The organism is Dysgonomonas sp. HDW5A, from assembly GCF_011299555.1.
Classification (GTDB): Bacteria; Bacteroidota; Bacteroidia; order Bacteroidales; family Dysgonomonadaceae; genus Dysgonomonas_A.
This window is the reverse complement of record NZ_CP049857.1, coordinates 2,539,378-2,564,679: the sequence shown is the minus strand read 5'-3', so window position 1 is coordinate 2,564,679 and position 25,302 is coordinate 2,539,378. Positions and strand designations below refer to the sequence as shown.

General features: G+C 35.6%; 24 protein-coding genes and 1 tRNA gene. 12 read left to right on the top strand and 13 right to left on the bottom strand.

The features are described 5' to 3' along the window. The first annotated feature begins 13 nt into the window (after nt 1-13). From istB to G7050_RS10630, 6 genes are all read left to right on the top strand, one after another. Nucleotides 14-760 carry an IS21-like element helper ATPase IstB gene (gene istB, locus G7050_RS10655; RefSeq protein WP_166111946.1) on the top strand — a complete coding sequence of 249 codons (747 nt, stop codon included), beginning with the start codon at nt 14-16 and terminating at the stop codon, nt 758-760. A gap of 460 nt (nt 761-1,220) precedes the next feature. Further along, nucleotides 1,221-2,108 (top strand): HEPN domain-containing protein, encoded by an 888-nt coding sequence (locus G7050_RS10650; RefSeq protein ID WP_166115061.1) that lies wholly within the window; start codon nt 1,221-1,223, stop codon nt 2,106-2,108. A 33-nt stretch (nt 2,109-2,141) separates the two neighbouring features. Further along, on the top strand, nt 2,142-2,555 hold the full coding sequence (locus G7050_RS10645) for a hypothetical protein (protein WP_166115058.1): 414 nt from the start codon (nt 2,142-2,144) through the stop codon (nt 2,553-2,555). A gap of 5 nt (nt 2,556-2,560) precedes the next feature. Next, a complete protein-coding gene (locus G7050_RS10640; protein WP_166115056.1) occupies nt 2,561-3,103 on the top strand; it encodes a hypothetical protein in 543 nt (180 codons plus the stop codon). A gap of 680 nt (nt 3,104-3,783) precedes the next feature. Continuing rightward, on the top strand, nt 3,784-5,088 hold the full coding sequence (locus G7050_RS10635) for a reverse transcriptase domain-containing protein (protein ID WP_166115053.1): 1,305 nt from the start codon (nt 3,784-3,786) through the stop codon (nt 5,086-5,088). A 103-nt stretch (nt 5,089-5,191) separates the two neighbouring features. Next, nucleotides 5,192-5,734 (top strand): GNAT family N-acetyltransferase, encoded by a 543-nt coding sequence (locus tag G7050_RS10630; protein ID WP_166115050.1) that lies wholly within the window; start codon nt 5,192-5,194, stop codon nt 5,732-5,734. Nucleotides 5,735-5,858: 124 nt separating this feature from the next. Here G7050_RS10630 and G7050_RS10625 read toward each other — a convergent pair. The 11 genes from G7050_RS10625 to G7050_RS10575 all read right to left on the bottom strand — a co-directional run bounded on the left by G7050_RS10625 (nt 5,859) and on the right by G7050_RS10575 (nt 17,436). Next, a tRNA-Ser gene (locus G7050_RS10625) sits at nt 5,859-5,943 on the bottom strand. A gap of 98 nt (nt 5,944-6,041) precedes the next feature. Further along, nucleotides 6,042-8,930, bottom strand: coding sequence for a PD-(D/E)XK nuclease family protein (locus G7050_RS10620; protein ID WP_166117704.1), 2,889 nt, complete (start codon nt 8,928-8,930; stop codon nt 6,042-6,044). A 112-nt stretch (nt 8,931-9,042) separates the two neighbouring features. Next, nucleotides 9,043-9,630 carry a hypothetical protein gene (locus G7050_RS10615; protein WP_166115047.1) on the bottom strand — a complete coding sequence of 196 codons (588 nt, stop codon included), beginning with the start codon at nt 9,628-9,630 and terminating at the stop codon, nt 9,043-9,045. Between the two features lie 22 nt (nt 9,631-9,652). Then, nucleotides 9,653-11,194: a PKD domain-containing protein gene (locus G7050_RS10610; protein ID WP_166115044.1), complete on the bottom strand. Its 1,542-nt coding sequence runs from the start codon at nt 11,192-11,194 to the stop codon at nt 9,653-9,655. Between the two features lie 16 nt (nt 11,195-11,210). After that, nucleotides 11,211-11,810 carry a hypothetical protein gene (locus G7050_RS10605; protein WP_221412798.1) on the bottom strand — a complete coding sequence of 200 codons (600 nt, stop codon included), beginning with the start codon at nt 11,808-11,810 and terminating at the stop codon, nt 11,211-11,213. A gap of 465 nt (nt 11,811-12,275) precedes the next feature. Next, nucleotides 12,276-13,247 (bottom strand): phospholipase A, encoded by a 972-nt coding sequence (locus tag G7050_RS10600; RefSeq protein WP_166115040.1) that lies wholly within the window; start codon nt 13,245-13,247, stop codon nt 12,276-12,278. Nucleotides 13,248-13,324: 77 nt separating this feature from the next. Next, complete coding sequence (locus G7050_RS10595; RefSeq protein ID WP_166115037.1) at nt 13,325-13,777, bottom strand: YkgJ family cysteine cluster protein; 453 nt, start codon at nt 13,775-13,777, stop codon at nt 13,325-13,327. A 22-nt stretch (nt 13,778-13,799) separates the two neighbouring features. Then, nucleotides 13,800-14,858: an asparaginase gene (locus G7050_RS10590; protein ID WP_166115034.1), complete on the bottom strand. Its 1,059-nt coding sequence runs from the start codon at nt 14,856-14,858 to the stop codon at nt 13,800-13,802. A 489-nt stretch (nt 14,859-15,347) separates the two neighbouring features. Continuing rightward, entirely contained in the window at nt 15,348-15,755 is a 408-nt protein-coding gene (locus G7050_RS10585; protein WP_166115031.1) for a hypothetical protein, read from the bottom strand. Between the two features lie 173 nt (nt 15,756-15,928). Next, the gene (galE, locus tag G7050_RS10580; RefSeq protein WP_166115028.1) at nt 15,929-16,963 is read right to left on the bottom strand and encodes a UDP-glucose 4-epimerase GalE; all 1,035 of its coding nucleotides are present in this window, start codon (nt 16,961-16,963) and stop codon (nt 15,929-15,931) included. A 20-nt stretch (nt 16,964-16,983) separates the two neighbouring features. Continuing rightward, a complete protein-coding gene (locus G7050_RS10575) occupies nt 16,984-17,436 on the bottom strand; it encodes a GNAT family N-acetyltransferase (RefSeq protein WP_166115026.1) in 453 nt (150 codons plus the stop codon). A gap of 156 nt (nt 17,437-17,592) precedes the next feature. On the opposite strand from G7050_RS10575, the gene rnpA reads away from it, so the two are divergent. Then, the gene (gene rnpA / locus G7050_RS10570) at nt 17,593-18,024 is read left to right on the top strand and encodes a ribonuclease P protein component (RefSeq protein ID WP_166115024.1); all 432 of its coding nucleotides are present in this window, start codon (nt 17,593-17,595) and stop codon (nt 18,022-18,024) included. Beyond that, a complete protein-coding gene (yidD, locus tag G7050_RS10565) occupies nt 18,017-18,238 on the top strand; it encodes a membrane protein insertion efficiency factor YidD (RefSeq protein WP_166117702.1) in 222 nt (73 codons plus the stop codon). The genes rnpA and yidD overlap by 8 nt, the downstream gene beginning before the upstream one ends. 90 nt (nt 18,239-18,328) lie before the next feature. On the opposite strand, the gene G7050_RS10560 is transcribed toward yidD, so the two are convergent. Both G7050_RS10560 and G7050_RS10555 read right to left on the bottom strand, forming a co-directional pair. Continuing rightward, nucleotides 18,329-19,384, bottom strand: coding sequence for a winged helix DNA-binding domain-containing protein (locus G7050_RS10560; RefSeq protein WP_166115021.1), 1,056 nt, complete (start codon nt 19,382-19,384; stop codon nt 18,329-18,331). Between the two features lie 43 nt (nt 19,385-19,427). After that, a complete protein-coding gene (locus G7050_RS10555; protein ID WP_166117701.1) occupies nt 19,428-20,090 on the bottom strand; it encodes a B3/4 domain-containing protein in 663 nt (220 codons plus the stop codon). A 232-nt stretch (nt 20,091-20,322) separates the two neighbouring features. On the opposite strand from G7050_RS10555, the gene G7050_RS10550 reads away from it, so the two are divergent. The 4 genes from G7050_RS10550 to G7050_RS10535 all read left to right on the top strand — a co-directional run bounded on the left by G7050_RS10550 (nt 20,323) and on the right by G7050_RS10535 (nt 25,224). After that, a complete protein-coding gene (locus G7050_RS10550; RefSeq protein ID WP_166115018.1) occupies nt 20,323-21,009 on the top strand; it encodes a TatD family hydrolase in 687 nt (228 codons plus the stop codon). Between the two features lie 111 nt (nt 21,010-21,120). Next, nucleotides 21,121-22,563 (top strand): ATP-binding cassette domain-containing protein, encoded by a 1,443-nt coding sequence (locus G7050_RS10545; protein WP_166115015.1) that lies wholly within the window; start codon nt 21,121-21,123, stop codon nt 22,561-22,563. A 98-nt stretch (nt 22,564-22,661) separates the two neighbouring features. Continuing rightward, on the top strand, nt 22,662-23,093 hold the full coding sequence (locus G7050_RS10540) for a DUF2147 domain-containing protein (RefSeq protein WP_166115012.1): 432 nt from the start codon (nt 22,662-22,664) through the stop codon (nt 23,091-23,093). 127 nt (nt 23,094-23,220) lie between these two features. Then, on the top strand, nt 23,221-25,224 hold the full coding sequence (locus G7050_RS10535) for a putative porin (RefSeq protein ID WP_166115010.1): 2,004 nt from the start codon (nt 23,221-23,223) through the stop codon (nt 25,222-25,224). The last annotated feature ends 78 nt before the right edge of the window (nt 25,225-25,302 follow it).

Genomic DNA, 25,302 nt, shown 5'->3' with positions numbered 1-25,302 from the left:
AACAATGAACAACATGAACAATCAAACATTAGAGAAACTGCGTCAGATGCGTTTCTTAGGGATGCACGATGCTTTTAAAACTTCTTTAGAGAACACTTTAAAAGAGCAGATGACACAAGATCAATTTATCTTCCATTTGGTATCCAGTGAATGGGATAATCGTCGCAATCGTGCCATCAAAAGAGCAACCAAGCTGGCAGCGTTTCGGTACACTGCTTTCTTGGAAGAGATTGATTATAGCTTCGAAAGAGGCTTGGATCGTAATCAGGTAGAACGCTTGGCGGGCTTGGATTTTATCAAAGACAACAAGAATATCTTTATTACAGGACCCACCGGGACAGGAAAAAGCTATCTGGCTACTGCACTAGGAAACAAAGCCTGCCAAGATGGATATAAGGTCTTTTATGCCAATACCGCTAAATTGATGAGCAGCTTAAAGATAGCCAAAGTAAAAGGGACTATACTAAATGAATTTAAACGTATCGAAAGGGTGGATCTTCTAATCCTTGATGATTTTGCAATGCAAGCCTTTGACTCTCAGTCCAGAGGTATAATGATGGATATTATAGAGGATCGGCATCAGAAAAAATCAACAATGATAACCTCACAAGTACCTGTTAAAGATTGGTATGATGCCATAGGAGAAAAAACTGTAGCAGATGCCATACTCGATCGCCTGGTACATGACTCACTAAGAGTAGAATTAATTGGAGAATCAATCAGAAAAAGAAAATCGAAGAATGAAAATAGCTATCTATAATTAAAACAGTAGTAGGTCCTATCTAAATATAGAGACTTATTACTAAGTTTGTAAAAACTTAAGTGGACCTAAAAACAGGAAAACTAAGAAAAGAAAGAAAAGTTTAACTCGGGCAAAATCTGCAACTTCAAGACCCTGAAACCGACGATAACTTTTGACTGTTTTGAACACATAACTTTAGGGGGGCACTTTCCTCCGTTTTTAAGGGGTCTATTTTACCGTTTTTTCCACCTGATTAGAGAATCAAGCCGATATAAATAATCTATAATAATTTATATCTCTGCGGTGTTGAGTCGTCAGTCTGAATCTTATGTCAAACCGACAAGAAGCAGGATGTAAATACAAATATACAATTAACAAACAAAAAGATAACTCTTGTTTTCCTTTTTTCAATATCTTTAGGGTCGCAGACCCTTTTATTATTTTTATAGCTAAGTTTGCATTAAACGAATATATCTGTATGAAAAAGTCAATATCATATTTACCATCAACTAACCAGCGGGATTTACATTTTATTGTGGAGTCTGTTTTACAGAGGCTAAAACAAACCGAAATGATAATCCTCTTTGGCAGTTATGCCCGAAATGACTATGTGGTATATGATGAAAAATATGAGTTTGGCAAACTACAGTTTTATGTAAGTGATTACGATATACTGGTTGTGACAAGCGGAGTATCGGACGGAGGAGCAATCAGGTCGCTCAGCAATGTGGAAGATCTGTATTATGACAGGGCAAAAGACCCTGATAGACAGCCTCCTGTTCAGTTTATCAGCGAGGATATGAAGAAGCTGAATAAATACCTGAATGAAGGGCGATACTTTTATACACAGATAAAACAAGAGGGCGTTGTTTTATATGATAGTGGTAAACATAAGTTAGCTAGAAGACGTAAACTTAGTTTTGAGGAAATAAAGCAACAGGCTCAGGAATACTTTGATGATAAATTTAAAAGAGGAAATGAGTTTTTATTGGGAGCAGGATTATTTAATGAAAGAGATTGTTTTCAAATGGCATCATTTCATTTACATCAAGCTTGTGAAAATTATATATATGCTATTCGTTTAGTTTTTACATTAGAAAACCCAAAACAACATAATCTCACAAAATTATTAAACTCAGTAAAGAAATACTCCAACGAGTTTATCAAAGTCTTTCCGCTTGATACAGCAGAAGAGAAACGGCTTTTTGAGCTTATCAAAGCGGCTTATGTGAATGGTCGTTATGATCCTGATTTTGTTGTTACTAAACAGGATATTGATGCCCTTGTTCCGAAAGTGGAATTGTTGAGGGATATTACTAAGAGGATTTGTGAGGTGAAGATTGGGGAGTATGGGGGGATGGAGTGAATTGATTAAAAACTGAATAATGCCATAAGAAATATGTATGAAGCAAATGAGGAGTTGGCAGCAATCCTTTTAAAGAATGGTTTTATAGATACAACATCAGAGAGGGATAAGAATAAAGGGAAAAGGGAATTTAGACTAAATAAAAATTCCCGCAAAAAGATTTATTTCGATTATATAAATATCCGAATCGAAAATGGTTTTCATGTATGTGATAATAAAATTAATTTAAGTGAAAATGATTTGAGGCTAGCTTTTTTATACTTTAAATTAAACACATCAGATTTAAAAGATGTATTTGATGATAATAAATTTAGTTTTACGAATAGTTTCGAACGCTTAGAATCGTTAAAAAAGGAACTTTCAAATTTAAAAGATTTTGATGTGCAAAAACGGAGACAAAATAAAATTGAAAGAATATTGAATTTCTACACTGACATAAATATATAACAAGAATGGAATTTGATGTAACTAATCTAGACAAAAGGCTTCTTATACAAGCTCTTTTTGCTCATTCAGCTCCTAGAGGTTTTGGCGTTGAAGAATATAAATTTAGAAATAAAGTTGGAGATAATGCGGAGGCTTTGACCAACGAAGAATGTGACATTATTTTATTGGGACTTAACGACAAAGAAGTAGGCTCTATTAGATTACTTGATTATCATAAAGGAAAACCCATGAAATTAGACTTATATAAAAAGAACAATGGAAGAATCTTAGCTTCAACAGAAGGTTATGATTATAGAAATGGAAAATACCGTTATTTTGAAGCCCTTCTAAATATATTTTCAATGGATGAAATTCTGATTACTAAAAAAGGCTATAGTGCGTATTCAATGTCATCCCTACCAGAAGATTTAATACGACCTAAAGAACAGGAAACTATCTTTAAAAATCTTCTAAAGAATACGATACAAAAGGAGAATGAATTTGGAAAATATTCAATTATTGATGAATCAAAGATAAAATATACACCTCCATTTATGGAAGGGTTATAATTTAATGTGAATTAATAGAAAAAATGAATTTATTAAAGCTGCTATAATGTCAGTTAAATTATTGGCATAGATTTTGTGAATAAATATTTAGTTCTTTGAAATAAAGATTGGATTCGACTTTAGATTAACTCTTGAATCTATTGTCAGGATTGCCCGAGAACACGGAAGTGCCAGCATTGCAAGAAATACGATTGTATTATTGTTAGCTGTAACATTAAGCGTTTCTCTGTCCATCTCGTTTGAAACCATTGTGTATGACAGCATAATTACACCTTTGGAGACAGTGGGAGCAAGCCATTTTAATGGTAGGGAGGACAGGCAATCTGTTAAATTCGTTAAAAAACTAAAAAAGTTGCACAGGTCAAAAAAATCTTTATCTTTGAGTGAGAAGACCTTTGTTGAATCTCTAAATTTTGATGAAATGAAAGAATCTAAAAAATTGTAATCCCAAGCGCCGAAGAGAAGTTACTTAAATATGAATTTAAGTTTGCGTTCGACTTTAGATTAACTCTTGAATCTATTGTCAGGATTGCCCGAGAACACGGAAGTGCCAGCATTGCAAGAAATACGATTGTATTATTGTTAGCTGTAACATTAAGCGTTTCTCTGTCTATATTGTAAAGTGCTGTTATACGGACATTTTGTCATTCTGAGGGTCTTTGCAACACAAGAAAAATATCATGGAAACAACCTTATTAGAAAAAATCTCATCTGTTGATAATCTTTATAAAGTTTGGGGCACTCTTCGTAAACGTAAAAGTTCCCATGGATTGACAGATGAAGAAACAATTGAAACATTTCAAAAAAATTTAGATTCACGTATTAAATCTATCTCTCTTCAATTAAGAGAACACTCTTATAAATTTTCGTCATATAGACCTGTATTGATACCGAAAGATAACGGAGGGTATAGACCCTTGCAGATTCCAGAAATTTCTGACAGATTAGTTTTAAAAGCTCTTGCTATAGAAATTGAAGGACACTTTAAAGATATATTGGACGAAAATAGAGATGTGAGTTTTGCTTATCAAACCAATTTAGGAATAAAGGATGCTGTTTATAAAATATTAAGTCATAAAAACGTAGGGAATAACTATATACTTGAAGCTGATTTAATTAATTTTTATGGCAATGTTAACAAAAATGCTTTGATAGATCTAGTATTACAAAAATTACCAGATAATTCGCTAAACAATCTGATAATATCAGCTTTAAATCAAACAGTAGGAGAATTAGACAAACGAATAGATAAAGATAAACATGATTATTTTTATGGCATAAATGATGGAATACCACAAGGGAATTCTTTATCTCCATTATTATCAAATATATATTTAGCACCTTTCGATAAATGTATGAAAGAGAAAGGGTATAGCCTTGTAAGATATGCTGACGATTTTGTTATCCTATGTTCTACAGAAGAAAAATGCAATGAAGCATACTTAGAATGCCAAGATATTTTAGGGGAAAATAAATTAAATTTGCCAATGCATAAATTAAATATAGCAGACAAAGGCAAGATTAAAACTCAAATACTTAATATTGAGTCTACCCCTCTTTCCTTTTTATCAATAACATTTGATAAGAATAGTTTTTATCCATCAAGAAAGAATGTAGAAGAACTTAAAGAAAAATTATTTAAGGAAGTTTTCAAAGCTGGAAAAACAGATGTTCACTTTATTATAACAAAGGTGAAAAATAAATTGGATGGCTGGATATCAGCATTTTATTATACAGATGTAGATAGGTATAGTAAAGAAATAGATGTATTTATTGATAGACAATTATATCGTTCTTTAAGAGATTTAGGATGGCGTTTGACAACATCTTCTTTAGGAAGAGTACCTAAAAAGTTTCGCATACAAGGCGAAAGTCCATATTGTTTATCCAAAGATCAAAGAAAAAGTTCAGGGATTCCCTTTTGTAATAAGCTTATAGAAGCTAAAAGAAAGATTGCACCAGAAGATATAATAGCAGAATTGTAAGTTTTTATCCAAATAAGTTATAAAAAATATAAAACACCCAATTTTACATTTCATGGTGTAAAATTGGGTGTAATCTTTTTAATTTACTGATAAATAAATAATTATGATAGTAGATATTAAAACTAATAGATTAGCCATACGGCTTGCTAAACCTGATGATGCAGAAGCTATATATTTTTACCGCTCAGATTTTATTGAAAATAAATATCAAGGATGGCATCCAAATTCAGAAAAAGAAGTCCGTGATTACATCCACAATATGCCCCAAGCAATTGATGTTGCGGATGTATGTTTTCAATTTGCCATTATCTGTATAGATGAAAACCGATTAATAGGAGATATGGGAATCATTTTTACTAATAAAGATAAGATGCAGGCTGAAATAGGATGTACACTACATAAAAATTATCAAAGAAAAGGTTATGCAACAGAAGCATTGAAAGCGATGGTAAATTACCTTTTCACAACTTTAAGAAAGCATCGAATAATTGCATCTATAGATCCAAGAAACACAACCTCTATCCAATTGATAGAACGACTAGGATTCAGAAAAGAAGCTCATTTTAGGGAAAGTTATTATTTGCGTGGAGAGTGGGTAGACGATATAATATATGCCATGCTTAGGAAAGAGTGGATAGCATATTAATGCAATTTCAGTTCTCTCAATTTACAATAAATAATTAATTACATAAAAAAAGGACTAAGAAATAAATCTTAGTCCCTTTTTTAGTCCCTGCTGATTGTAAATGCTTTATAATCAACATTTTTTGCGGAGAGAGAGGGATTCGAACCCCCGGTACCTCGCAGTACAACGGTTTTCAAGACCGCCGCAATCGACCACTCTGCCATCTCTCCAGTGCTTCTAAACAGAGGACTTTTCCTCAAAAGCGTTGCAAAGATATGCACTTTTTTCTAATTGCAAAATATTTGCATCAATTTTATTTAAACGAACTCTATTTTTTACAAATATTGGTAAAATTACACCATTCACAAGGCTTTCCTGTTGTAGTTTGAGTAAATTGAGTATCTATAGAAAATATTTCTTCTAAACATGAATCAAAATGTTTTTTGAACTCCTCTCTTAACTCAGAAAAATCTGTGACAATATTTTTATCTATTCGTGTAGGTCTATGCTCTACTGCCGGACTAAAACTTGAATCAAATAGATTACGCAGATAATATATTCCGGGTTCTAATATCACATTGGGATATTCGAGCATATACAGATGGGCATACATAAACACCTGCATTACTGCTTTTGGACGATCTTTTGCATCCTTATCAAAAAGATGATCCATATCCTTAAAAGTAAGAATACCTTTTCCTGTTTTATAATCAATGATACGAGTATGGCCTCCCACCTCATCTATCCGGTCAATAAAGCCTTTCAGTGAAACTGTTCTACCAGAAGGCAAGATGTAATCTACCATGATCCTCTTCTCTGACTCTACATAAATAAAAGGAGTCAGTTTTGCGTCTGTAGCCAAAACCTTCTTCACATATCGTTTAATAACCTCTCCTGTCAAGAAATTTTGACCTGTAAGTTTTTTGAGCTTGCCCGATTTAAAGTAATTTTCAGAGAATGATCTCTCAATAGTTTCAGAAAGGAGCTTATCATCTTTAGATATCTTGTGCAATAAGTCGGCGGTTACCAATTTACCTTGAAAAGGCTGATACAACCATTCTACTACCGAGTGAAATATACTTCCAAATGTACTGGCTTCGATTGTCTCGGCAATCTCGTCCTCCTCCTGCATACGTTCCACTACCGAAAAGTAGAATTGCAAAGGACAGTCTAAATACATATTTATGGCACTTGCCGACAGACTTCGCTCCCCTGTAAGGAAAGCACTTAGCTTGCCTATGATCTGAGGTGTTTTAGGAATGGAGATAGATACACTTTCGTTTGACGAAACTTCATAGACAGCCAAACGTTCACGTATATCAAACATATTAGGATATAAATGCTTGAGTTGATAAAAATATCGACTCACTTCACCTCCTTGCAAACCTTCGGTTCGTGTATCGTAGAGAAGATAAATTCGCTTAGCACGATTAATAAGGCGATAGAAATGGTATGCAAAAATACTATCCTGATGCTCATAGGTAGGTAATCCAAAGCCTTTACGTAGATTATAAGGAATAAACGAATTGGCTCCCTTTTTCATTGGAAAGATACCTTCATTCATAGACAGCATAATCAGATTATCAAAATCCAAAGCGCGCGTTTCGAGTACGCCCATTACCTGTAATCCAGATAAAGGTTCGCCACTAAATGGAACCGTTATACCCACAATCAGTTTTTTCAATAGTTTGAAATAAGTATCCACAGACATCTCTGCATCCACATTTTTCAAAGCATCCTCCATCTTATTGATGGTTTTATAATATTCGATGACAAACTCACACTCCATATCTATAGATCGGGTGCTGGTATCATCTTCGTTTTTATCTAATCGGGATAAAGACAACGATCGCTCCAACAACGACAATATATCCCTCAGGTAAGTTGCTGTATCACTCCAATGTTCCAAAGGCTTAAAAATAAGACTTAGCAAGGGGTGAATACTAAGTTCCTCAACAGATACTAGTATCTTATTATACTTTATGATATCACTACGCAGAGACTTTACCTCATCTCCTGCAACTCTTGTTATATAACGATGATTAAGAATGGATAATACAAAACGATAATAATATCCGGGATTGCCTGCAACAACCCGTATATTTCGTTGCAGTTCGAATATATGATCCATCAATCCGGCAATAGACGAATTTACAAGACCATACCCCATAGTAACATTAATCTTGTCTATTTCTTCGGGAATGGAATACAAGGTAGGAAGCAGCAAATTTTCGTCAGGCAATACGAGTGCTGTCTTCAGAGCTTTTTCAGGAGACATTATTTGCTCCTCATCAATGAGCTTCTTTAAAATTGTATGTATATATTTTGCCTGCCCCACAACCGAGGGAATACCTATAACTTCTAAAACGGGCTTTTCCATTTCCAAAATCTCCGGCTCTAACATCAATTGGGAAGGGAAAAGCATTCTATTCTTATCAATAAAAAAAGAGGCTTTATTATCAGGGTCTTTAACGAGTGAGGAAGAGTAATCCCAATAAAAATCAGCAATTCTCCTACCCTGTAAATATTTCAACAGTTCTTCTTCAGACTTGCTATGCCCGTTTAATCCGACAAATATAATCCGATCAAAAGGAAGTGTAATTTCTTCTTTGGCCTTAGCTTTTTCTGCAACTTCCCGAAAAATCATTCCTTCATATGCCAATCCATTTGCCCGCAACTCGTCTCTTAGCGATGTATATAATGCAAATAAGACCTGCCACATCTCAAGAAATTCTTTTTTACGATCGCTCTCCCCTATCGGTATAAAGCTTGACCAAAAACGACGGATAGCAATAATCTGCTCTTCGGTGAGATAACTAAATCCGGCATCAATCTCCTTTAAATCCTGTATGTTTGAAAACAATTGTTGTGCATCGACAAGGTATTTATCTACGTCATCGAAATCATTGAGCAACATCTCTCCCCAGAAAAGAAATTCATCAAAAGTTTCTAGTGAACCACTTACCTTCTTATAGATATTATACAGCATAAATAGCTGTTCTATACGATCAGCTGTATTTAATCCACTTAAACGACTGAATAAGTCAGCAATGGTTAATATTTCGGGCGAAAATATCGGTTTACGAGCAATCTCCGAAAGGTATTTCTGAAAAAATAATCCTGCACGACGATTGGGGAACACAAATGTAAAGTTACTTACTTCTTGTCCATACTGTTTGTAATAAACCTGTGCCACATTATAGAGAAAAGGGATCATATCTAGAAGCTTTTGAACAAAGATACATCCTTTATCGACATGATTAAACAAAAAAACCTGCCTCATAGATACAATCTAAAGGCAGGAAATACTTTATTTACAGAATAAAGCTCTATTTAGTTACAAAAACGACATTCATATAACTATCATAATTGGCCTTACTGAGAACAGTATAATTCATAACCCCACTTGGATTTATACTATTTATACGAATTATATTGGGATCATGGTATGTCACATAGTAGTACAAACTGGAGGGCGACGTATAATGAGGAATTATAGCCGGTGCACCAGTACTTGCATATCCCGGAGATGCATACTGATCTTTATAAATCTGGAATAAATCAAGATTGGTAGTTACTCCTACTGATGTTGTAGGAATATTTATAGATGGCATATAAAAGAAATAGTGGCCAAATTCTGTCAAACACGTCCATAACGGGCTTGCTTCTGTTCCCACATTCTGTGAGATACAATTCAAATCAGAATCATAGACTAAAAGACTTTGTGCCGGACTACTGATTGCCAACTTCTGAGAAGTTGTTAAACTAGGCATTAAGAAGCCTTTATCGGTTGATGTTATATCTAAAACCGCACTTGGATCTGGATTCTCGTTATAAATTCCAATCTGAGAGTAACATGTCATACTCATAATGAGTAAAACGAATATATTTAATATTTTCTTATATAAAGCAGTCATATCAATAAACTCTTTAGAATAATTATCTTAAGGACTTCGTATCCGAATTCAACAAATTAGTTCTGATCATTCGATTAGTTTTCACTGAACATTCTACAATATCAGCAACTACTGTTATTGTTTCCAATGCAGTCCCATTTGCCCGACGAGGAGTTATGACTACCGTATAAGCCCCTCCATTAGCATAGGTATGCAGCTGGTTATAATCGGTAACGCCATTTGTAACCGGCTGCCCAATTACAGTATTTCCATCGCCAAAGTCCCAATCGAGCGTAGCAGTCAATCCCGCAGTATCATCTATCTGAATGGAGATTGATGCCGGATATCCTGCACAACTAAACGCTGCAACTTCAGGCTCATACCGAAACCAAGACGCGGCAAATGAGGGCAAACCGATTGCCGAAGAACCCGGAAGCAAAAAACTATTCGGAAGCTGGTATATTTTAAGATCGGCAGGCGTATTGGGATTAGTTATTACATAAAGAAAAGAGTTTTCAAAAGCAGTAACATAGATCCGTCCGTCCAAAGCTAGTTGTAGACCATTAACCTCAACTCCAAAATTAAATTGTCGTACAGGTGCAGCACCCGCATTAGTGCCCGGCCAATTCAATATAACATCAAGTTCATAAACAAAAAGTTTTTGGAATCCTCCAACATATAAATATTGCATCGATGGTGAAAATTCGATTCCATAAGGCTCATCAGATGCATCTGTCGCATAATCAATAAATTTAAGATTGCTAAATTGTCCTGTTGCAGCGTTAAAATCGCCAAATACGACATACTGACCATCATCTGCCCAGGCAAAATGTTTACCGTCTGCACTAAACTTAATGTAACCACATGAATTATCCGGTGTGATAGAAAATCCCGGCATTGATGTAACAACCGGAGAAGAGGTTTGAGGACCCGAGCTACTTACCAACCAAGCATTAAAGTATACCGTACTACCTCTTCCGGGAGCAACTATCCAATAGTCTGTACCATTGGCATGAAGTATCGATGTGACACTTTCACCGGTTGTACCTGAAGCTCCCGTAAGTTGAATATTTTTTTGAGCAGGAATAACATCTCCTAATGGATTAGCAATCGTTCCGTTTCCGGGCAAAGTCATATCTATCACAGAATAATACGGAGGATGCGATGCGACACCCGCACCTATGGATACATTAATATATCTGTTATTTTGTCCCGGATAAGGCAATATAATACCCGACTGGGCAGAAGAATAATCCCCTTGAAGCCCACTTCCATTAGGCATAATGGTGTTAGATCTATCCCAGATACGTTCTCCATCGGAATAAAAAAGTAATAATCCCTGATCTGTAGATAATGAAAAACAGCCTTCAACAGTAGTTATTTGTGATGGTATTACTGTAGGTAATTCACTTAAAACTACACTTCCCCCGGTAGTTCCTCCAACGGGAGTCCCAATCAGACTTCTAGTTGTATTCCATGTAAGACCGCCAGTATAGCCAAAGAACCAGTTGCTGGCTTCGCGCTGAGCAGAAACATTAATGCTACTTAAAAGTAAGAAAGTATATATAAAATATTTGAGTTTCATTTGTTCCTAATTTCAATTATTTAACGGCGAATACTACGTTCATAAACGAATCATAAGCTGCAGCCTGTATGACATCGTAAGTCATAACTCCACTAGCATTTATACTCGTAATATTCAAGACAGATGTATCATACTGTGTAACATAATAATACAAATCTGTGGGAGATGGAAAATACGGCAGACTTGCCGGAGCTCCCGTACTTACGGCAGTAGGAGTTCCAAATTGTTTTTTATATTCGTCATACAAATCCAAAGTTTGATTGGTTGCAACAACAGAAGCGTCTACAGCGACTGATGGCATATAAAAAGTTTTTGTATGAGTATCCAGAGCCATCAAACAGACCCAGAGCGGACTAGCCGGAGTACCTGCGTTCTGAGAGATACATTTGCGGTCGGTATCATATACCAATAAACCCACAGCCGGATTCACTATTGCATTCTTTTGAATCGTAGTCATTCGTGGTAATAATACTCCTTGATTATTACCGGGGCTCTGTACGTCTAAAGCTGAACTAGCATGAGGAGTTATTGTATTTATTCCCACTTGTGAATACAAAGGGGAGGAACATAATAGCATTACAGCTATTATATAAAAGAATCGTTTACCTAAAATCATCTTTGTCACTCTTAATGTTGTTGTTAATGTTATTTTTATTTCTATTTTTCCGTCCTATTGTATAATAGCTTCTAAGTCTGACCGACCAGATAAAGCAAGTGGTTATTGTAAGTTTGAGTCTACTATTTCCAGACGTATTTTCACACAAAAATAATACTAAATACAACTCCCACACTGACACAATAGAATCGACACTACTATAAAAAAAGTTAAAGAAAGCATTCTAAAATAAAGACAAAAAAAACAAATCTTCTAAAACCCCTTCTAAAAAGTAGTATTTCTTTTTATAACAAAAGACTTATAAAGAAAGTTCAAGACTACCATTTCTTCTATTGATGGCTTATAGAAATTTCCCATGAGTATTACACCTCATTTATGAAAAAAAATACAGCTATCAAAACTGAGTTTTAATAGCTGTACAATATATCGATTTGAGGATTACTACCTCTGAAAAAAAAATTAACCTTAGTATATAAATCTGAAGTTAGGCTTAATTACGAATCCCAGACGAAAACGCTGATGGTATTGATCAAAATCCAGTAAGCCTTCTCCGTAGCCATCGTAGTATTCAAAAAACAAATACTGATTTTCATCTTGAAACAGTCTATATGCGAAATTAACTGTAACATTGGCATTTAAGAGAGCTCCTCCACGTTTATTTACAACTAAACTTGCATTAAATTTTTGTTTCTGATTATAACTTAGTGCAGAAGTTGCCCACCCCCTGTACCTTACAATATTCCTATTATTTTCTCCATCAACAATAGGTACCCACACCTTGGTAAAATAAGACCAGTGAGGATTAATTTTGAACTGCCCTGAAAAACTAACCTTATTCCAACTGCGTGAAGCGTCCCCATCCTTTCCATTTGATTCATGCTCCATCTGGAAAGCAATTTCACCTAAGTATCTGTTTTTATATACCAAAGGCTTAGCTAAACCGATAGTCGGATTGAAATTTATATCCCTGAAAGGAAACGACTCTTGAAATACATCCCAAAATGCCAATTGAGTATATGTTAAAAACAAATAAGTTCGGAAGGGCAGTATACTATTAGTCAAACGTTGAGAAACGCTTATCTGAAATTTCGCATCCGAATTATACCGATCGGGGTTACGAAACAATTCAGTACCGATAACAACATAATTGTCTTTATAGATTCCAAATGAAGGAGAATCATCAAACACCTTAATCAAGCTATCTGCAACAAATTCAGGATCTGGTCTAAAAACAGAGCTCAAAACCTGATCGGCTTTTTGATTAAAGCGTGACTGAGCTGTAGAATCTGGAGCAAACAAGCCTTTACACTTATATTTTTTATACTCTCGAGGTTCCGTATGGTCTCGTGGCTCCTGCCCCAACAAGACAGTGATATTAGTAACAGTAAGCAAAAATAACCAAAAAGCTATCTTACTAGTTTTATTTATGTTATACATTTTTTCAGTTCCAATAACTAGGTATGATTAAACTGGTAAAGTTATGAATCTATATGACGCAAACAAAGTCAGATGATCTAATTTTTCACAAGTTCTTTTAAAACCTCATAGGCAATAGGACAAGTTTGTGCATTTCTGACAGTTAGTTTATATATTTGACTAAATTTCTTTCTATCGGTATGAGGGTATTCCCGACATGCTTTGGGACGAGCTTCGTAAATTGAGCAGTAATTATCAGGCATAAGAAAAGGACAGGGCATAGACTGAAATACATAATCTCCATCCTCATCGATCTTTAAATAATTAGCGACAACATCCGAAGGCTTGATTCGAAGAGCCTTCGCCATACGATCAATATCTTTATCGTAAATAGCAGGACCTAATGAACGGCAACAGTTTGCACATTGTAGACAATCGATCTCTGATGAAAAACGATTATGCAACTCATGTACAATTGTATCCATCTTGTCAAGCCTCTTTTTATTCTTCTTAAAATACAAGAGGAACTCAGGCGTATCTTTCTCTGCCATAGTAGGCAAATTTTTATACTTATCAGATTTGTCGGTCATCGTCGGGACGGGTTAATTCTCCTGCCAATGGCACGCGCATTCTTACTATTATTTCTTCACGTGAGTATTTATGCCCCAACAGGTGCATCAACTTTGTCACAGTAGCTTCTACCGTAGCATCATATCCGCTAATAACTCCGGCTTTTAAGAGTTCGTGACCGGTTTCATACCGTTGCATTTCTACACAACCCATCTCACACTGAGTTATGTTCACAATAATTATCCCTCGTTTTACGGCATCCAACAGTGCCTCTATAAACCAGTCGTATCGAGGAGCATTACCCGAACCATATGTTTCCAAAACTACGGCTTTTACCCCTTTTGCATTCAATATAGCATCCACAACTGATTTCGTAATTCCGGGAAACATTTTCAAGATAACAATATCTTTATCCATCAGATAATGAAAAACTACCTTCTTCTCATAATTAGGAGTCAAAATTTTATCTCTGTCGTAACGAATTTGTATTCCTGATTTTCCTAATCCTGGATAGTTATAGGATTTAAACGCATTAAAATTATCTGCATTTATTTTTGTAGATCGATTTCCCCTGATTAGATTAGTCTGAAAGAAAATACAGACCTCTGGTACTATAGGATAGCCAATAGAGTCTTTTGAAGCTGCTATTTCCATTGCAGTTATCAGATTTTCCTTTGCATCTGTTCTTAATTTACCAATTGGCAATTGCGCTCCGGTCAAAACGATTGGTTTTTGCAAATTTTGAATCATAAAGCTAAGGGCGGATGCTGTGTAAGCCATTGTGTCTGTCCCATGCAATATTACAAAGCCATCGTGCTCGGCATAATTATCCTCAATAATGTGTACCAATTTTCGCCAATGAGATGGGCATACATCCGATGAATCAATAGGGGGATCAAATACAATGGTATTAATATGGTATTTAAACCTCTGCAACTCGGGCATATGACTTGTCAGATGAGCAAAATCAAACACCTCGAGAACGCCTGTGACATTATTCTCGACCATACCGATGGTTCCTCCGGTATAAATCAATAGTATATTGGCATTTGTATCTATCATTTTGCCTTATGGATTGGGATATGCAAAAATACGACTTTTAAGAAGAAGATAGACACCATTTTGCAGTAAAAAATGCATTAAAAAGCCACAGTAGCATATAGCATATAGTCAAACAGTACATTGACAGATGATTACAATTTAATAAATAATATTAAATACCTCTATTTACCTAATAAGTAAGTTATAAAATCATACATGCATAACTTTGAATTTACCAGTAGTTATTACTTACTAATAAGTTACTCGAAAAGCAATCATACTACTATTATCGGTCAATGCATCTACATTGGTTAGAATTACACCCGAGTAACCTTTATAATTAGTAACATCGCCTATAAAAAAAATAATCTTTTATTAACCAAATGGTTGAGCGAACCCACAAACGTGATCCGGTTTGATTTATTACAATATTTTTAGCTGACTGACCAGATGTAGGTATCCCCGAAGTAGTAATTTTCTACAAGAAAGTCTATCTACATTATCTTTAATTTAGAGCAACCCCAATAATATAAAAACCATCCCAGCCAGAAAGGTGTATCCTGCCTCTACGATAGCAGCTTGAACATATTCACTCCATTTGGTATAGCGAAATTTGAGGCTGCCGTTTTGCCATCCACAAAATCCGATCAGAGCTAAAAGGGCAACCCAGAAGGATAGTTTTACCAAAATAAAAAATACAAGCCCGAACAATGCTGTTACGATAAGCTGCATTATCATTGTGAATACGACACCTTGGGGTTTACCTTCAGGCATCTCAATTTTAAATACTTTAATCCACATATTCTTAAACAAAAAAGAAAACCATATTCCCCCAAGTACAAATACGGCTATCACGGCTATTATATACCAGATCCAATTGATAGAACCAAGCAATACAAAGAAACCTGAAGAGTCCATTTTTATCAGTTTTTAGAAAAAAAATAAATTTATAACCTGATCTTACTTATTTATAAAACAAAGAGAAATATATAAAGTTTAGCCTGACAGTTCTGTTTTAAGTCCTTAGACCCTTATAACAAAAAGAGGGGATCATTAAAATCCCCTCCTTATTACATTATCATTCTGTCGAATTACATAATACCTTTTTCTCTAAGCTTTTGCTGCCATTTCCAGGCCGATGCCATTGTATCTTCAATAGTTTCTTTTGCTGTCCATCCCAATACGTTATTGGCTTTAGATGGTTCTGCCCATATTTTAACAATATCTCCGGCACGACGTCCAACTATTTTATAGTTTACTTTCACACCCGATACTTTTTCGAAAATATGGATAAGTTCTAATACTGACACACCGTTTCCTGTACCCAAATTGAAAATTTCCACTTTATCCGGAGATTTATCTTGCAACATTCTATCCATTGCAACAACATGAGCTTTAGCTAAATCTACCACATTGATGAAGTCACGAACACATGAACCGTCAGGTGTATCATAATCGTCTCCAAATACACTCAACTCTTTACGGATACCCATAGCAGTTTGAGTAATAAAAGGAACTAAGTTTTGAGGCACACCATTGGGTAATTCGCCTAACTCAGCAGTAGCATGCGCACCTACCGGATTGAAATAGCGTAAGATTATACTCTTAATATTGGCTCCGGAAGCCACAAAGTCCTGAATAATTTCTTCATTGATCTGTTTAGTATTACCATAGGGCGACGCAGCCGGTTTAATGGCGGCTGTTTCATCAATAGGATTGACATCAGGCTCTCCATAAACGGTACAAGATGAAGAAAATACAACACCTTTCACATTAAATTCGGGCATCAATTCCAAAACATTGATTAATGACACCAGATTATTTTTATAATATAACAAAGGTTTCTCAACCGATTCTCCAACAGCTTTATTAGCTGCAAAATGGATCACCCCACTGATTGGAGAGTATTTCGCGAATACTTTGCGTAATGCTTCCTCATCGTTACAATCTATTTTCTCGAATGCTGGACGAATTCCGGTGATACGCTCAATACCATCAATACTGTCAGCAGTCGAATTACACAAGTTATCAACAACGACTACTTCATACCCTGCATTTTGTAATTCAACAACTGTATGTGAACCTATATATCCAGTTCCACCTGTTACTAAAATCTTTTTTTTCATAGTGATATTATATATTTTCGTTAATTCAACTTCATTTGTATATGTGGAATATTATCTTCTAAATAAGTTTCGGAGGTCTGAATAAAACCATGACTTTCATAAAATTTCTTCAGGTACAACTGACCCGATATCGTTATCTGGGTTTCATTCATTAAAGATGCCTGAAGTTCTATTGCCTTCGTCATTAACTGATGTCCATAACCATACTTCCGAAAGTCAGCAGCAACAACAACTCTACCGATAGACGCCTCAGTGAAATAGTCACCCGGCTTAAATAAACGACAGTAAGCTACAAGTTTTTCGCCCACATAACCTTGTAAATGTAAAGCTTTCTGATCTTTATTATCCGGATCTAAATAAGGACATTCTTGTTCCACGACAAATATCTCAGCACGTAAATAAAGCAAGTTGTATAACTTATGAATATCTAAATCGTCAAAATAATCTACGTACCATGTTATTGTATCAGCCATCCTTTACTTTACACTTAATGGGTGTTCTAAATCTTTATTGTTGTTTTGTTTACTTGTTTTACAAAAATACAGTTTTTTTTACTCTCTCAGAAATATAATTGAACTGATATACGCTTCATTCAAAAAACGTATCTTTGTTGCTATTAGTATAAAAAAATGCCTGAAAAAGAAAATCAATATACACTTTGTAAAGAAGAGAGGCTTTATGCCGAAAAAAGAATCGAAGCCCTTTTTGCAGGAGGCAGTTCTTTTATAGCTTATCCTTTAAGAGTGGTTTATATAACTCGTGAATGTAATTTAGAAGACGGATTACCAACTGTTTCAATACTGACCAGTGTTTCAAAAAAGCGTTTCAAACGAGCTGTGAAAAGAAACAGAGTTAAACGATTAATTCGTGAGGCTTACCGATTGAATAAAAACGAATTTATTGAGTTTGCAGCGCAATCAGGCAAATCCTTTGATATAGCTTTTCTGTATCTCAAAAGCGAATTGCCTACATATTCTGAAATAGAAAAGGCTGTATTGAAAACGATAAATACATTAAACGGAAAGAACCAACTAGAATCAAAAAGTGAAAACAATTCGTAAAATACTATCCTATATAGTACTTATACCGATATACTTTTATCGATATTGTATTTCTCCGCTCAAACCTCCCACTTGTCGCTATGCCCCTACTTGTTCGGAGTATGCAGTGCTTGCGGTCAAAAAATATGGTCCAATAAAAGGAACATGGCTTGCAATCAAAAGAATATCACGTTGCCATCCATGGGGAGGTCATGGATATGATCCCGTTCCTTAAAGTCTCTCTGAATTTTTATTGCTTGGCTGGACTACAGTCCTGTATAAGCATAATTCATTCGAATAATCATCTAAAGATTAGCAGACAGAGTCAGATGTGAAACAATTCAAATGACCGGGATGCTTGCTTAATTAAATTTTCAGTAGATGCATCAACATCTCCGAATAACTCAATACCCGCTGAAATAGTATCTTTCTTTTTCAACCGCTTCCACATACCAATGATTTGCCCATTTTTAACAATCACAGGCTTAAAGATCCCATTCCTGGAAATTACTTTCGAGTAATGCTCATCAGCAACAATATGCTGTCTATTTTTATAACTAACTACAAACTCATCCCATGCAGGCAACAAAAAGACGGACTCTTGGCTCTCTTTAGTTTCAGTAAAAGAATTATTTATCCAATAGTCTAATGAATCTATTTTTTCGACAACAAAATCGGGCTTGATCATTTCCATAGCTGCTTTTGCATCCGCAACCGTTAAACCCGACCACCATACAAAGTCTTGCAGTGTAGCCGGTGCGTGGCTGGTGAAATACTTACGAGCCAATCTTTCAAGGGCAATCTGTTTATCAAATACTTCTGTCTTGGGTATTTTTTCTTCCAGTAAACAATAAGTCTGCTTATTCTTGTTTATTTCTCCATTACAAACTATGCCATGCAGTTCGGCACTAAACATAATATGATTCAACTGATGTGGATTAACATCCATCCCTTTACTTTTCAACCTTTCTCCTAATTGAGGTCTGGTTAGATGTTCACCTTCACTTAAAGCCTGTTGAATGATATCGCTTCCTTTTTCAATTGCAGCATCAGTCAGCTCTAGCATTTTTGCATACGTTTTCAGTATGGCTTTTAATCGGGGAGCCGATAAGCTCAACATCCAGTGAATCTCTTTACCTGCAACAAGATGCCATGTAGGACGTAATATATGTGTCCTAACAAGCTCTCCTTTATTTAAAGCATCTTCAACCGTAGTATTTGTCAGCACAGGTAGACGCACCCCAAGAGCCCATTTTGCCATATTAAAATCTTGTGCTTGAACTGCTCCCATCCAAGACACTACTTCCTGAGGAGTTGTAAAATTCGATCCTCTCAGAAGCTGATTATGAAGACGTAGATCCGCTATAATTGATGTACTCATTCTCTATATTCTATTAAATGGTAAGTATAAAAAGTCAGTAAACTTAAAAATAAATTACTTCGCCACCGTCGGAATTCGCAAACCGAGTCAACAACGATTGCATATAATTGACCGTCTCGGGTAACCTTTCTTTTCCGTCATATCCATTGATTATAGCCAGAAAACGGGTCGTACCCAAATCTATTTTAGTCCGCTCGTTATCACTGGTCGGAGTACCTATACCTCCTGAAAGATCCCGATACACCGGCAAACCTTCGATATTCAGGAGTCCCCTACCTATTGCCTCATAAGGCTCATTAGCTTTACCAACTCCTAAAATTAATTTGTCACCATCTATTTTATCTGCATCAAAACCTCCAATTGAATATCCGGTACGAATTGAGACTAAGTTAATCAGATCAACCAACGTATCGATTTGATAAAGTGGCAAATCACGTAATACACGCCTTCCCAGAGCTTCTGCGGAGGGGCGATATCTATTGGGATCCTTCCCCAATCGCCTGTAAGCATTGCGAGTAGCTTGTATTCCGGATATATTTTTTATATCTTCAATCTTATAAGTACGTTTATACTCTTCGATACATGAGTTTATCTCATTCCAGAGGTCGGGATTGTACTTTGTATTTTTCACTGTAGCCATTATAGCTACACCAACAAAATCGGGGCAATGAGATTTTATATTTTCCGAAATTTCAATTGTAAGCATATAACCAACATAAATAAATGAATGTACTTTAGAATCATAATAAGCCATTGTTATTATAATTTCCGAAACAACAAACAGGCGTGAGATCCGAACAGAATGTGAATTTACAAAAGTAATTTTTTAGAAGCTACTTAGGGGCTTATAAAATTACTTTCTAAAAAAAATTGTCATTTATTTGGTAGAGTCTGAAAGTTTTGGCTAACTTGCAAAGCTCAGAATTCTTAATTGTTTTATGGACTTATATGACATACATACGCATGACGCTCCTTCACCGAACCCGGATGATGACGAGGGTCTGAGGCAAAACATTACTAATATTGTAAATGTATATCCTCTTGGTTTTGAATATGCCAAAGACAACGATAACTATCCTTGGTTTTCGTGCGGAGTACATCCCTGGTACTCAGAAGATGCAGAACCCCAACTTAAATTTTTAAAAGAAATTGCAGACGATCCCCGTATTATAGCAATCGGAGAAGCAGGCCTCGACAAATTAAAAGGTCCGGAACTGACTATTCAGCAGGCCTTATTCGAACGGCAAGTCGAATTATCGGAACAACTGCAAAAGCCCTTAATTATTCACTGTGTTAAGGCATGGGACGAATTACTGCATATCAAAAAAACGTATAAGCCACGCCAACCTTGGATTATTCATGGCTACAAAGGAAAAATAGAACTAGCGAAACAATTATTGTCTCACGGATTCTACTTCTCGGTCAATGATCGTTTTAATGACGATGCTATCCGAGCAATACCTTTAGACAGGCTATTTTGTGAAACAGATATTTCGGAAATATCTATTGAAGATATATACAACGAAGTGGCAAATACATTGGAGATACCAATAGATGTATTGGCTTCACAAATTGAGGAAAATATAAAAAAGATATTTCCGCTACTCACATTATCGACAAATTAAAGATAGTTGTAATTCGATTATAATAAAGAAGTATTACCACAAAATGGGTGATACTTTTTTATTTATTGCGACCAACAAAATAACTACTTTTACAATCGGAAATTAAAATAGATGGAAACAGATAATCTTGTAGAAATAAAAAATGCGGTTCCCCGCATCAATACATTAGCATTCTCACAACCTATCAACTGGGCTGTAAAAGACAATCAACATTGGGCTATTATCGGACCTAATGGAGGAGGCAAGACTTTACTGATAGATATTCTATTAGGAAAGCACGCCTTAAGATCAGGAGAAATAATCAGTAAGAATAATATCAGTATCAACTCCATTGTAAAGTGTGTTGCCTTTCGTGATATTTATAGCCTTGCCGATATACAAAACAGCTACTATCAACAACGTTGGAATGCTGGTGACGAGCATGAGGTACCCATTGTAAGAGACTTATTTTCGAAAGGAGAAGAAGAATGGGTAAAGATGCTTATCACTGCATTTAAAATTGAAGATCTTGTTGAAAAACCGATTAATCTACTATCAAGTGGAGAACTCAGGAAAACCTTGATTGTAAGATCGCTGCTAACAAAGCCTCGTATTTTGATTTTAGACAATCCCTTTATTGGATTAGATGCCAAATCAAGAGAGATGCTTAATGAAGTTTTGGCGAAATTATCCCGACTGGAAAATCTTCAAATCGTATTAATCCTTTCGCACCCAAAGGACTTACCTGCAATTATTACACATATTCTACCCATAAAGAACAAATCTTTACTGCCTGCTATAAGCCGCGAAGAGTTTTTAAAAGATGCAAGCCTACAGAAGAATCTGTTTAATACAGAAAATAAAGCTGATATTTCAACTCTTCTTGATAACTCTACGGATCAATTTTCATTCGAAAATGCTCTCTTATTTAAGAATATAAATATACGATACGGAACACGTACGATATTAAAGGAGCTTAATTGGCAGGTAAAGCGAGGAGAAAAATGGGCTTTATTAGGAGAAAATGGATCGGGTAAATCTACACTACTCAGTTTAGTTTCGGGAGATAACCCTCAAGCATATGCTAACGATATAACTTTGTTCGACCGCAAAAGAGGTTCGGGCGAAAGTATTTGGGATATAAAAAAACATATCGGATATATTTCACCCGAAATGCACCTCTATTACCTAAAAAATGTACGCTGCCTTGACGTTGTCGGATCAGGGTTCTTCGACACCATCGGTCTTTACAAGAAGTGCAGTGAAGAGCAGGAAATTGTGGCATTAGAATGGATGAAAACATTTGGAATTGAAAACATTAAAGACATATCATTTCTCAATATATCAACAGGAGAGCAACGCTTGGTATTATTAGCACGTGTTTTTGTAAAGAATCCTGATTTACTCATTCTCGATGAGCCTTTACATGGACTGGATGCAGCAAATAAATATCGCATAAAAAAGATTATAGAGGATTTTTGTACCAATGATAAGGCATTGATATATGTAACACATTATGAAGATGAGATACCCGAAGTAGTAACCCAACGACTGGTATTGACTAAACGTAACTAGGAGAATAAACAGTTAGCTAGAATACACAAATTTGCTAACTATTCAACATAAAGTATTAAACAATTATATTAATTAAAAAAGGCAACAAGCTCAAACAAATGAAAAAAATAAAAATTTCAATTTTATTGGTATTTCTGGTAAGCGTATTTTCATTAAACGCTCAAAGTGTTATTGGAAAATGGAAAACCTTTGATGATGCGACAGGGGATGCTAAATCGATTGTAGAAATAACCGAAAAAGACGGTAAAATTTACGGAAAAGTAATAGAAATACTTAATCCTGAAAAGAAAAATGCAAAATGCAACAATTGCCCTGATTCAGATAAAGATAAACCGGTCTTAGGATTGTATGTCATCAAAGGATTATCTAAAGATGGTAAAGAATACTCGAACGGAAAAATTCTAGATCCAAGCTCAGGGAAACTATATAAATGTACTGTTTCACTTGATGATAACGACAAATTAAAAGTGAGAGGCTATGTCGGCATTTCGGCTTTTGGTCGAAATCAAATATGGACAAGAGTAAAATAAGGCACATAAGGTCACAGCTTCTTTTGTTGCTTAGGTAAACATAAGTATATAAAAGGTCTGTGACCTTAACTATAATTTAGAAATAAACGCTTCGCCTATTTCTGTTTTTTTATGTAAGTTTGTGGCGATGAAAAGAATCGCTTTTACCCTTATATATATATGTACATTTGTGCTTGCAATTCAGGCACAAGAACCTCGTTTCATTTTCGATAACGACAGTACTTTTGCTGCTGCGACTACCCCTAAAGCAGATCAACCCATAATTAATAAAGCCACACTAAAGCTCGATTCTTTAAATAAGATACCACCGGCAGTTCCTGCATGGAAAATTAATCCTCTTCTGGGCGAACGTATTCCCGTACCAATGGATACCATGCTATATGACTTTCATAGGGAAAGCCTTGTTGAAGGGCAAGGCCTGGCAATTGGCTATCTGGGCAATTGGGGTTCGCCCGCCCACTCTAAAATTTTCTTCGAAAAAGAAGAAGCTTCGTTATTCCAGTTTTTGGAACCTTATAAATTCTATTATAAAACTCCGGGGAACCAGCGATTTTTAAGCACCAAGCAGCCTTACTCCAATATTATGTACCAATCGGGAGGAAGCCGTCAAAGCAAGGAAGAAAGGTTTACAGGAGAGATGTCAATAAGCTTCAATAAAAATTTAACTGTTGGCTTCGATATCGATTATGTTTATTCACGCGGTTTTTACCAATATAATGCTGATAAACAAATAAGCTACGATTTCTATGCTGCCTATGTGAGCGACAAGTATCAGATGCATGCGTTTGTAGCTAATAATAATTACACACATTCCGAAGACGGAGGTGTAAATTTCAATAACCCTGATTCTGATCCGCTCGGAAAAGGAAATTCACTTAATTATGCTACAAACCTTTCAGATACCTGGAACTATTTAAGAGGCAAACACCTTTATATAACAAATAAGTATAATCTCGGTTACGAAAAAGAAGGTACTCAAAAATTCATACCCGTTGCCAGTGTCATTCTGACCAACAGTTATACTGATCAACGCCGTCGGTTTTACAGTAAGGATATAGAAGGCTTAAATGATTTCTATAATTTCACAGACAGCAAGGGACAACCCGTTAATGACCAAATGGCTTACTACTCGTTCAAAAACACATTGGGAATATCTCTTAATGAAGGATTTCGAGACTGGGTCAAATTTGGATTAACTGCTTACATACAGCAAGACAATAGATTGTACCGTAAACCAATGGAGCAATTGATGTGGTTGGCTACGACTGATCAAAAAGAGTCATCTACATTCATCGGGGGGATCTTAGCCAAAGAAAAAGGAGAAGTTTTAAAATACAATCTTGGTGCAGAATTTGGAGTCTTAGGATACGATCAAGGCGCATTTAAACTCAACGCAGATATAAGCACAACTATCAACATAAAAGGTCAAAAAGCCATAGTAAAAGCAAATGGATATATTAAACATTTAGTACCTCAATATTTTCAAAGGTATTTTACATCCAAATATTATAACTGGAGCGAAAAAGATTCTTTAAACAATACAGTTCGTATATATGCCGGAGGAGAAATTTACATACCTCATACACAAACCCGAATAAGCGGAGGTGTAGAAAATCTCACAGACTATATTTATATACAACGCAATCAAGGCGAATCGTCTTTAGGAATAAAACCGAAACAAGGCGAATCTCAAGTATTCTCTCTACGTCTCGATCAGAAGTTACATTACGGAATTCTACACTGGGACAATCAAGTAGCTTTTCAGAAAAGTACAAAAGACGAAGTTATTCCTGTTCCCAGATTCAGTATATATACCAATCTTTATATTAAGACCTCATTAGCCAAGGTCTTAACCATGCAATTGGGTGTAGATGCTCTTTATCAAACAAAATATCATGCACAAGGCTATGACCCGGCTTTAGGGCAATTTGTCAATCAAACTGATGTTCAGGTAGGTAATTTTCCTTTTTCCACAGCATACATCAATCTTCATCTAAAAAAGACACGATTCTTTCTTATGATGTACAATATTGCTCAAAACTATGGCGATTCGAACTATTACACAGTTCCTAATTACCCTGTAAATCCGATGATTTTCAAATTCGGACTTTCATGGAACTTCACAAATTGATCGGCTCGCGGAGCTTTTATTTCTGAGGCGGTCATTAAACAGTTGAAATTACGTAATACAATGTGCTTATAACCCGAA